The organism is Pseudomonas mandelii (assembly GCF_002251635.1).
Taxonomy (GTDB): Bacteria; Pseudomonadota; Gammaproteobacteria; order Pseudomonadales; family Pseudomonadaceae; genus Aquipseudomonas; species Aquipseudomonas mandelii_B.
Genome location: NZ_NMOJ01000085.1, coordinates 18,708 through 27,870, shown reverse-complemented (window position 1 = coordinate 27,870; position 9,163 = coordinate 18,708). Strand labels below are relative to the sequence as shown.

Genomic DNA, 9,163 nt, shown 5'->3' with positions numbered 1-9,163 from the left:
AGAATTGTTCGCATTGTATTGGTGCGCAACAGCCCCCGGCAATCGGATCTGTTTTGCGTATGAGAATATTTATCATTAATATTGCGCGCTTGCTGGCCCGTGATCTTCACGCGGCCTCACCCGGTTTCAAGGTCGAAACATGAAAGGCAAAATCAGCACGCTCCCCGCTTCTTATCGATTGGCCGTCACTTCACGAGTGCTGGCCGCGGTGTTGGGCGGCTACATCGTCGCGGCGCTGGCCAGTATCAGCCTGAGCTCCTGGTTGCCGATGGCCCGGGCCGAAGCCGTGGTGACCGGGATGATGAGCTCGTTTCTGGCCTATCTGATTGCGGTGTTCTGGTGTTTTGCCTGTCGCAGTGCCTGGCGAGCCTGGTTCGGATTGATCGTGGCGAGCCTGGTGCTGGCAGCGGTGTCCGGGTTGGCGTACTGGATGGGCCACGCATGAAAGAGGGATTTCGTCAGGCGATGGCCTGGTTGCACACTTGGGCCGGGTTGACCTTTGGTTGGTTGTTGTTCGCGATTTTCCTGACCGGCACGCTCGCCTATTTCAAGGACGAGATCAGTCACTGGATGCAGCCCGAGATACCGGCGCGTGCGGTGACCTCCGAAGCCAGTCTGACCCTGGCGCAAAACTACCTCCAGCACCACGCAGCCGGTGCCTCGCGCTGGCTGATCGACTTGCCGAGCGCTCGGGAACCGGGCCTGTCGGTGCGTTGGCAGCAGACGCCGGCCAAACCCGGCGAGCGCGGGCAATTCACCGAGAAACTGCTCGACGCGCAAACCGGCAGTGAAGTGCAGGGCCGCGAATCCATGGGCGGCGACTTCTTCTATCGTTTCCACTTCCAGCTGCAAATGCCTTACCCGTGGGGCCGTTGGCTGTCGACCATTGCCGCGATGGTGATGTTCGTCGCGTTAATCACCGGCATCATCACCCACAAGAAAATCTTCAAGGACTTCTTCACCTTTCGCCCACGCAAAGGCCAGCGTTCCTGGCTTGACGGGCATAACGCGGTAGGTGTGCTGGTGTTGCCGTTTCACCTGATGATCACCTACAGCAGCCTGGTGATATTTATGNCGATGGTGATGCCGGCGAGCATTCTGGCCTCGTACAAAGGCGATCCCCGCGCGTTTTACGCGGAGGTGTTCCCGGCCTCCAGCACGCCCGAGCTTGCCGGCAAACCGGCCGAACTGGCACCGATGGCGCCGCTGCTGGAGCGGGCGCGCGCGCAGTGGTCGGGCGGCCGGGCGGAACGGCTGACGGTGAACAATCCGGGGGATGCGAATGCCTCGATTGTCGTCTCAAGGGATGACGCCGACCGAGTGATTTATGACGCCAGCAGCGCGGTGACCTTCCACGGCGTGACCGGCCAGCAACTCAGCGCCACGCCGCAGCAACCGGTGCCGATGGCCATCGCCGGCAGTTTCTATGGCCTGCACATGGGCCATTTCGCTGGCCCGGTGCTGCGCTGGCTGTACTTTATCTGTGGCCTGGCGGGTACGGCGATGATCGGCACCGGCTTGGTGATATGGCTCGGCAAGCGTCAGCTCAAGCACGCTAAAACCTCGGTGATGCCGTTTGAACTGCGGCTGGTGGAAGTGCTGAATATCGCCAGCATGTCCGGGCTGGTGGTCGCGGTGGCGGCGTTCTTCTGGGCCAATCGGTTGCTGCCGGTGGAGATGGCCACAAGGGCGGATTGGGAAGTGAACAGCTTCTTCATCGTCTGGGGCTTGAGCGCGGTTCATGCGGTGATCCGCCGTGGACGCGCGGCATGGGTCGAGCAACTCGCCGTGGCTGCGTTGCTGTTCTGCGGCGTGCCACTGTTGAATGCGCTCACCACGCCGTATCACTTGGGCGTGACGCTGTCGCAGGGTGACTGGACGCTCGCCGGGTTCGATTTGACGTGCCTGGGCAGTGGCCTGTTCCTGGCTTGGGCTGCCTGGAAAATGCAACGCACCGGGCAGACCGTTCGCGTCGCCAAAGACCGTGCCCGACCGATCACGCTTGAGCAAAAGGTGAACTGAATGCTGTTGGCCCTGCTGCTCTGCTACGGCGGTTTCACCGCGCTGTGTTTATCGATGGATCGGCATCACGCCGAACTGCTGGGGCGCAAATCGTCAGCCCGGCGACGCAAAACGTTCAAGCTGAGCGGCTGGTTGCTGCTGGCCGTTTCGTTATGGGCGGCGGTGGCGAAAACCGGTTGGGGGCTCGGGTTGGTGGAGTGGTTTGCGGTGTTGATGCTCAGCGCCTTGCTGTTGGTGTTGTTGATGCCGTATCGCCCGCGCCTGGCTTTGGCGTTGGCCGGGTTGAGCCTGCTCGCGAGCCCCGTCGCCGTGTTTGCGCAGTGATGATCACCACTCCACCTGAATCACACGATGAAGAGCATCGCGGCGCCCGCGCGCATTTCCTTCAGGTGTTCCTGTCCCAGCGTTCGCAGATGGAAGCGCTGGTGAGCCGGCGTGTCGGCTGCCGAGCGACNGCNGCCGACCTGGTGCAAGACCTGTTTCTGCGCTTTTGGCGTCGACCGTTGGTGCAGGTCGAAGAGCTCAGCACCTANCTNCTGCGTTGCGCTGGCAACATCGCCATCGACCATTTGCGCAGTGAAGGCACGCGGGTGCGGGTCAACGAAGGCTGGATGCCGGATCAACCGGACAGCCAGGGCAGCGAACCACAAGCGGCGCTGGAGGCGGGCAACGACCTGCGTCACGTCGAAGCGGCGTTGCGCGCGTTGCCGGAACGTACCCGGCAGATCTTTCTGCTCAACCGCATCCATGGCCGCAAATATGCGCAGATCGCCAAGGCCATGGGGCTGTCCCAAAGTGCCGTGGAAAAACATATGATGCGTGCCCTCGAAGCCTGCAAGGCCAGCCTGCAGGAACCGCCAACGCGCACGCCAGGGAAAGCACCGTGAATTCCACTCGACCGCGTCACCCCGACGCCCGCTCAGGAGCAGGCTGCGCTCGCCTGGCTGAGCCTGTTGCACGACCAACCGAGCAGCGGCGATCAACTCACTTTCAGCCGCTGGCTCCAGGCCGATCCCGCCCACGCCGAGGCTTACGCCCAGGCGCAAGTGCTGTGGGAATTGAGCGAAGTGCCGGCGCGAACCCTGGCCGATGAAGACGCTTTCGCCTTGCAGGGTTACCTCAATGCAATGAACCGATCCCGACGTACTAGCGTGCGGCGCTGGTCCGGCGCGCTGGCCATGGCCGCGTGCCTGGTGCTGATGGTCGGCCTCGGCGCGGGTTGGCAGCCGACGCGCTGGATCGATGATCTGGGGGCGGACTATGTGTCTGCGCCGGGGGAAATTCGCACCGTGACACTGGCCGATCAGTCGCAAGTCACGCTGGATGCCGACAGCGCCATCGCTGTGGATTTCAGTCGCGGCGAGCGCCATGTTCAGCTGCGTCGCGGTGCCGGATTTTTTAGCGTGACCCACACGGGCGATCCGTTTGTGGTCGATGCTGAAAAGGGTCAGGCGCGGGTGTTGGGCACGCAGTTCGAAGTGCGTTTGCAGCCCCATGGTGCGCAGGTCACGGTGCTGTCCGGACGGGTCGGCGTGACAGCGGATAAGCACGCCGAGCAGCAGATTCTGACCGCCGGCCAGCAAGTGGCGTATGGCGAGGGTGCGGCGGAAAAATTGCACGCCGTCGACAGCGAAGCGCAACTGGCCTGGCGTCAGGGCTGGCTCAATTACTACAAGACAACGCTCGCCGAGGTGGTGCAAGACCTGGGGCGTTATTACCTGGGGCGAATTGTGCTGCTCAATGATGAATTGGCGACGCGGCGGGTCAGTGGCAGTTTTCCGAGCAAGGACCCGCAGGCGGTGTTGAGTTCGTTGCAGGGCGTTTTGGGGTTTGAGCAGACCAAGGTGATGGGGCATCTGATCATTTTGCGGTGAGGCTACCGGCCCCATCGCGGGCAAGCCCGCTCCCACAGGTTTTGCGAACGCCACAGATCACTGTGGGAGCGGGCTTGCCCGCGATGGCGGCAGATCAGGCACCACATCCCTCAAGGCCAAAAATTATTTTCAACATTTTGATGAGGTAAACCCGACCCTCATCCGTGTAGTGACTGAAACTGCGAGTCATTCGCATCCCGTAGGTTCTACACAGGTCATTGAGCAATGAAGTCCAGGGCAAAACCGGGTTCGGTCAAACAGTGGTTGGGTGCTTCTGCACTGAGTATGTCGGCGTTGGCCTTGCTGCCATCGAGCGTCGCATCGGCCGCTGAGGCGGGCACCACGCAACAGCGCACGCAGTTCAGCTTCGCCATCGCTGCCAAGCCGCTGCCCCAGGCCCTGAGCGAGTTCAGCCGGGTGACCGGCATCAGTGTGATCTACACCGACGAAGCGCCCTACGGCCTCAGCGCCCCGGCGGTCAATGGCCCGTTGAGCGCCGAGCAGGCGCTGCAGCGTTTGCTCAGCGGTTCGGGCTTCACCTTCCGCCGTAGCGATGCTCACACCCTGGTGCTTGAACCGCTGCCCAGCGCCGGCACGTTGAATCTGGGCACGACCACCATCAACTCGGTGGCCGATCAGTCCATGAGCTATCAACCGCCGCCCACCAGTTCGGTGATGCGCTCGTCGGCCTTGCTCCAGGAAATCCCGCAGACCGTCAACGTCATTCCGGCCCAGGTCATTCGCGATCAGGCACCGCGCAATTTGGATGACGCACTGGCCAATATCAGCGGCATCACCCAGGCCAACACCTTGGCCAGCACCCAGGACGCGGTGATGCTGCGCGGTTTCGGCGACAACCGTAACGGCTCGATCATGCAGGACGGCATGCCGGTNGTGCAGGGCCGCGCGTTGAACGCCACCGCCGAGCGCGTTGAAGTGCTCAAGGGCCCGTCGTCGCTGCTGTACGGCATCCAGGACCCGGGCGGCGTGGTGAATATCGTCAGCAAAAAGCCCGAGTTGGTGCAATCCACCTCCCTGACCGCGCGTGGCTCGACGTTCGGCAACGGCAAAAACGGCAGCGGCGGCNGCCTCGACAGCACCGGCGCGCTCGGTGATTCCGGCTTCGCTTACCGCATGGTGCTGGACCACGAAGACGAAGATTACTGGCGCAACTTCGGCACCCACCGCGAAACGCTGGTGGCGCCGTCGCTGGCCTGGTTCGGCGAAAGCACCAAGCTGCTTTTCTCCTACGAACACCGCGAGTTCCTGACCCCGTTCGACCGCGGCACGGTCATCGATCCGCGCACCAACCATCCGTTGGACATCTCGCGCAATGAACGCCTGGACGAGCCCTTCAACAACATGGAAGGCCGCTCGGACCTCTACCACTTCGAGGCCGATCACGAGCTCAATGACAACTGGAANGCGCACTTCGGCTACAGCTGGAACCGCGAAACCTACGACGCCAGCCAGGTGCGCGTCACCGCCATCGACACCCGACGCGGCACGCTGACCCGCAGCATGGACGGCACTCAGAACGCGATCAGCACCGACCGTTTCACCACCGCCAGCCTCGAAGGCAAGGTGAACGTGTTGGGTATGCAACACGACCTGGTGTTCGGCGTCGATGACGAATACCGCAAGATCTACCGCGAAGACCTGATCCGCCAGAAAAGCCTGAGCACCTTCAGCTACGTCAATCCGGTCTACGGTCGCGAAGTCGCCGGCACCACGGTCAGCCCGGCGGACAGTGCGCAGACCGATGAGCTGCGCAGCGATTCGATCTTCCTGCAGGACTCTATCCACCTCACCGATCAATGGATTTTCGTCGCAGGCGCACGCTTTCAGGAATACGACCAGTACGCCGGCAAGGGCGTGCCGTTTCAGGCCAACACCGACAGCAACGGTCAGAAATGGGTGCCGCGCGCCGGTCTGGTTTATCGCTTCACCGATGAGCTGTCGTTCTACGGCAGCTACACCGAATCGTTCAAACCCAACTCGACCATCGCGCCGTTGAGCGGCAGCAGCACCGTGCTCGACGGCAGCGTCGCGCCGGAAGAAGCCAAGTCCTGGGAAATCGGCGCCAAGCTTGATATGCCAGGGCGCGTGACCGGCAACGTCGCGCTGTTCGACATCAAGAAACGCAACGTGCTGGTGGCCAACTCCGAAGGCCCGGTGACGATTTACAGCGCCGCCGGCGAAGTGCGCTCCCGTGGTCTGGAAGTGGATTTGAGCGGCCAGCTCAGCGACCGCTGGAGCATGATCGGCAGCTATGCCTACACCGACGCCGAAGTCACCGAAGACCCGACCTACAAGGGCAAAAAACTGCAAAACGTCGCAAAGAACAGCGGCTCGCTGTCGGCGGTCTATGACTTCGGGACCATTGTCGGCGGCGATCAACTGCGGGTCGGCGCGGGTGCGCGTTACGTCGGCGAGCGGGCGGGTAACGCCGTCAACGATTTCGACCTGCCGAGCTACACCGTCGCGGATGCGTTTGCCACCTACGACACCAAAATCGAAGGGCAGAAGGTCAAGTTCCAGCTCAATGTGAAGAACCTGTTCGACCGCACCTACTACACCTCGGCTGCGAGCCGGTTCTTTGTGTCGATGGGGGATTCGCGGCAGATTTCGTTGTCCAGCACACTGGAATTCTGATCGCAGACCGCGTCATCGTTCATCGCGGGCAAGCCCGGCTCCCACAGGGATAGTGTCGTTCACAAAAGATAGGTTCGACACCNCGATGGCGATTTCGAAGACGCTGAAAATCTAGGAGTTAACGCAAAAACGCCTGCCGATACTCCCCAGGCGTCCCCCCCAAAACCTGCCGAAACCGATTGGTGAAATGACTCGCGCTGGCAAACCCGCACGCCAGCGCAATCTCCCCCAAAGGCTGCGAGGTCGAACGCAACAACTCCCGCGCCCGGCTCACTCTGCGCGCCAACACATACTGATGCGGCGGCAAGCCAAAGCTCTCCCGAAACATCCGCGCAAAGTGATATTCCGACAGCGCACACAACGCCGCCAGTTGCCCCAGGCTGATCGCCTCGGCCAACTGATTGTCGATGAACTCCACCAACTGCCGCCGCTGATGCGCCGCCAAGCCACCTTTTAACCGTAAGCCTTCACGCATCCCGACCTGGCCGAGCAACACGTGACTGAGCATTTCGTGAGCCAGGCTGCTGGTGAGCAGGCGTTCGCCGGGCTCATCCCAGTTGAGGGTGAGCATCTGCCGAAAGCGTCGGGCCTGTGCTGGATCGTCAAGGAAAGTGGCTTCGCGCAATTGCAGTTCGCGTGGCTCGCGGTCNAGCAGGGTGACGCAGCCGAGGGCGAATTGTTCCGGGCTGAAATACACGTGGGCCAGGCGGATCTCGCCGTTGATCACCCAGGCCGACTGGTGTTCGGCCGGCAGGATGCACAGCTTGTCGGGGCCGCCCTTGGTGCCCGGCTGGTCGCGGCGAAAGGTGCCGGTGCCGCCGCCGATGTAGCAGGACAAGGTGTGATGGCTGGGCGCCTGGTAATCCTGCGAGTCGTGATGGTTGCTCCACAAGGCCGCAGACAAGCCGTCACCGAGCTCGGCGCAGGCTTCCAGGCGAGCGTTGGGCGAGCGGTTGAGGGCTTGAAAGACTTGCAGGGTTTCCAGTGCGGGCATGATCGCTTCTCTCCAACACCTTGCATCCTACTCCGTAGACCATGCGCTGCCAGCCTCTGCCACGACAAAAGCGCAAGTTTATGCAAGTGCGCCCACGCTTGGCGCAGGACACTGAGTTCCTATCGAGGAGCCTTTGTCATGAACCTGTCGTTGTACTTGCTGACCGTGCTGATCTGGGGCACCACTTGGATTGCCTTNAAATGGCAGCTGGGCGTCGTGGCCATTCCCGTGTCGATCGTTTATCGCTTCGGCCTCGCGGCGCTGGTGCTGTTCGTCCTGTTGCTGCTCAGCCGACGCCTGCAAGTGATGAACCGTCGCGGGCATTTGATCTGTCTGGCACAGGGGCTGTGCCTGTTCTGCGTCAACTTCATGTGCTTTCTCACCGCCAGCCAGTGGATTCCGAGTGGCCTGGTCGCGGTGGTGTTCTCCACGGCCACGTTGTGGAATGCGCTCAATGCACGGGTGTTCTTCGGCCAGAAAATCGCTCGCAACGTTTTGATGGGCGGTGCGCTGGGCCTGTCCGGGCTTGGCCTGTTGTTCTGGCCGGAACTGGCCGGCCACACCGCCAGCCCGGAAACCCTGCTCGGCCTGGGCTTGGCATTGTTGGGCACGATGTGTTTTTCGGCGGGCAATATGCTCTCCAGCCTGCAACAGAAGGCCGGTTTGAAACCGTTGACCACTAACGCCTGGGGCATGGCGTATGGCGCCGCGATGTTGTCGGTGTGGTGTCTGCTCAAGGACATTCCGTTCGACATGGAATGGAACGCGCGTTACATCGGCTCGCTGCTGTACCTGGTGATTCCGGGTTCGGTCATTGGCTTCACCGCTTACTTGACGCTGGTCGGGCGTATGGGCCCGGAGCGGGCGGCCTATTGCACCGTGCTGTTCCCGGTCGTGGCGCTCAATGTCTCGGCGTTTGCCGAAGGCTATCAATGGACCGCGCCGGCATTGGTGGGGTTGGTGTTGGTGATGCTGGGCAACGTACTGGTGTTCCGCAAACCCAAGGCGCCGATAGCGCAAGGCAATGGCAAGCTCGCATGAAAGCGTTGGGGGCCGAGTGCGCTTAGCGTTCGGTCCTGAGCGCAACGAATATCAGCAGCGGAAGTATGAAGTCGACAATATGCCGGGCCCAGTCCTTGGCATTCCAGGTGTGTGATTCGTCCATGTTGAACCATTCAACGCCGATCACTTGCAGACAAACGTAGTAGACAAATATGGCGATCAATAATCCGATGATTGAGAACTTTTTGGCCTCATGGAATAGGTCGGCAGACGCGTTCAGGTTTCGGTAAAGGTGATAGGCACCGACCAGGCAAAAGGCGGTATAGATAACTTCAAGTGTAATGATGAACCAATAGATCCGGTGGTGGAGCATGGGTGAGGTGATTGCCCGGTAGTTCAGCTTAATGTTTTCCCTTGTGGTGTCCATGCTCAGGATGTGGCCGACGTATTCATAGTTGGATGCGTAGTCGGTGAAGTTGCTGTACATCACCAAAAGGCCAAAAAAGCTTATATAAGCCATTAATGATAATTTGCTGTATCTGATGATCTTGTCGGTGGTTAGGCTGTTCAAGTTTAATGTGCTCCAACACTATTTTTCGTGAGTCGAATAAGCAGT

General features: G+C 60.9%; 9 protein-coding genes. 7 read left to right on the top strand and 2 right to left on the bottom strand.

Features of this window, described 5'->3' with window-relative positions:
• The first annotated feature begins 139 nt into the window (after positions 1–139).
• The 6 genes from B7L09_RS12245 to B7L09_RS12220 all read left to right on the top strand — a co-directional run bounded on the left by B7L09_RS12245 (position 140) and on the right by B7L09_RS12220 (position 6,551).
• Positions 140–445 carry a DUF3649 domain-containing protein gene (locus tag B7L09_RS12245; protein ID WP_094469036.1) on the top strand — a complete coding sequence of 102 codons (306 nt, stop codon included), beginning with the start codon at positions 140–142 and terminating at the stop codon, positions 443–445.
• Positions 442–2,022: a PepSY-associated TM helix domain-containing protein gene (locus B7L09_RS12240; RefSeq protein WP_094469035.1), complete on the top strand. Its 1,581-nt coding sequence runs from the start codon at positions 442–444 to the stop codon at positions 2,020–2,022. The genes B7L09_RS12245 and B7L09_RS12240 overlap by 4 nt, the downstream gene beginning before the upstream one ends.
• The gene (locus tag B7L09_RS12235) at positions 2,023–2,346 is read left to right on the top strand and encodes a DUF3325 domain-containing protein (protein WP_094469034.1); all 324 of its coding nucleotides are present in this window, start codon (positions 2,023–2,025) and stop codon (positions 2,344–2,346) included.
• Positions 2,346–2,909: an RNA polymerase sigma factor gene (locus B7L09_RS12230; protein ID WP_094469033.1), complete on the top strand. Its 564-nt coding sequence runs from the start codon at positions 2,346–2,348 to the stop codon at positions 2,907–2,909. Before B7L09_RS12235 ends, B7L09_RS12230 begins: the two co-directional genes overlap by 1 nt.
• On the top strand, positions 2,910–3,896 hold the full coding sequence (locus tag B7L09_RS12225; protein ID WP_094469032.1) for a FecR family protein: 987 nt from the start codon (positions 2,910–2,912) through the stop codon (positions 3,894–3,896). It begins immediately after the preceding gene.
• Positions 3,897–4,121: 225 nt separating this feature from the next.
• Entirely contained in the window at positions 4,122–6,551 is a 2,430-nt protein-coding gene (locus tag B7L09_RS12220) for a TonB-dependent siderophore receptor (protein ID WP_094469031.1), read from the top strand.
• A gap of 118 nt (positions 6,552–6,669) precedes the next feature.
• On the opposite strand, the gene B7L09_RS12215 is transcribed toward B7L09_RS12220, so the two are convergent.
• Positions 6,670–7,545, bottom strand: coding sequence for a helix-turn-helix domain-containing protein (locus B7L09_RS12215; RefSeq protein ID WP_094469030.1), 876 nt, complete (start codon positions 7,543–7,545; stop codon positions 6,670–6,672).
• A gap of 138 nt (positions 7,546–7,683) precedes the next feature.
• On the opposite strand from B7L09_RS12215, the gene B7L09_RS12210 reads away from it, so the two are divergent.
• A complete protein-coding gene (locus B7L09_RS12210; protein ID WP_094469029.1) occupies positions 7,684–8,586 on the top strand; it encodes a DMT family transporter in 903 nt (300 codons plus the stop codon).
• A gap of 22 nt (positions 8,587–8,608) precedes the next feature.
• On the opposite strand, the gene B7L09_RS12205 is transcribed toward B7L09_RS12210, so the two are convergent.
• On the bottom strand, positions 8,609–9,118 hold the full coding sequence (locus B7L09_RS12205; protein WP_094469028.1) for a DUF2165 family protein: 510 nt from the start codon (positions 9,116–9,118) through the stop codon (positions 8,609–8,611).
• Positions 9,119–9,163: the final 45 nt, after the last annotated feature.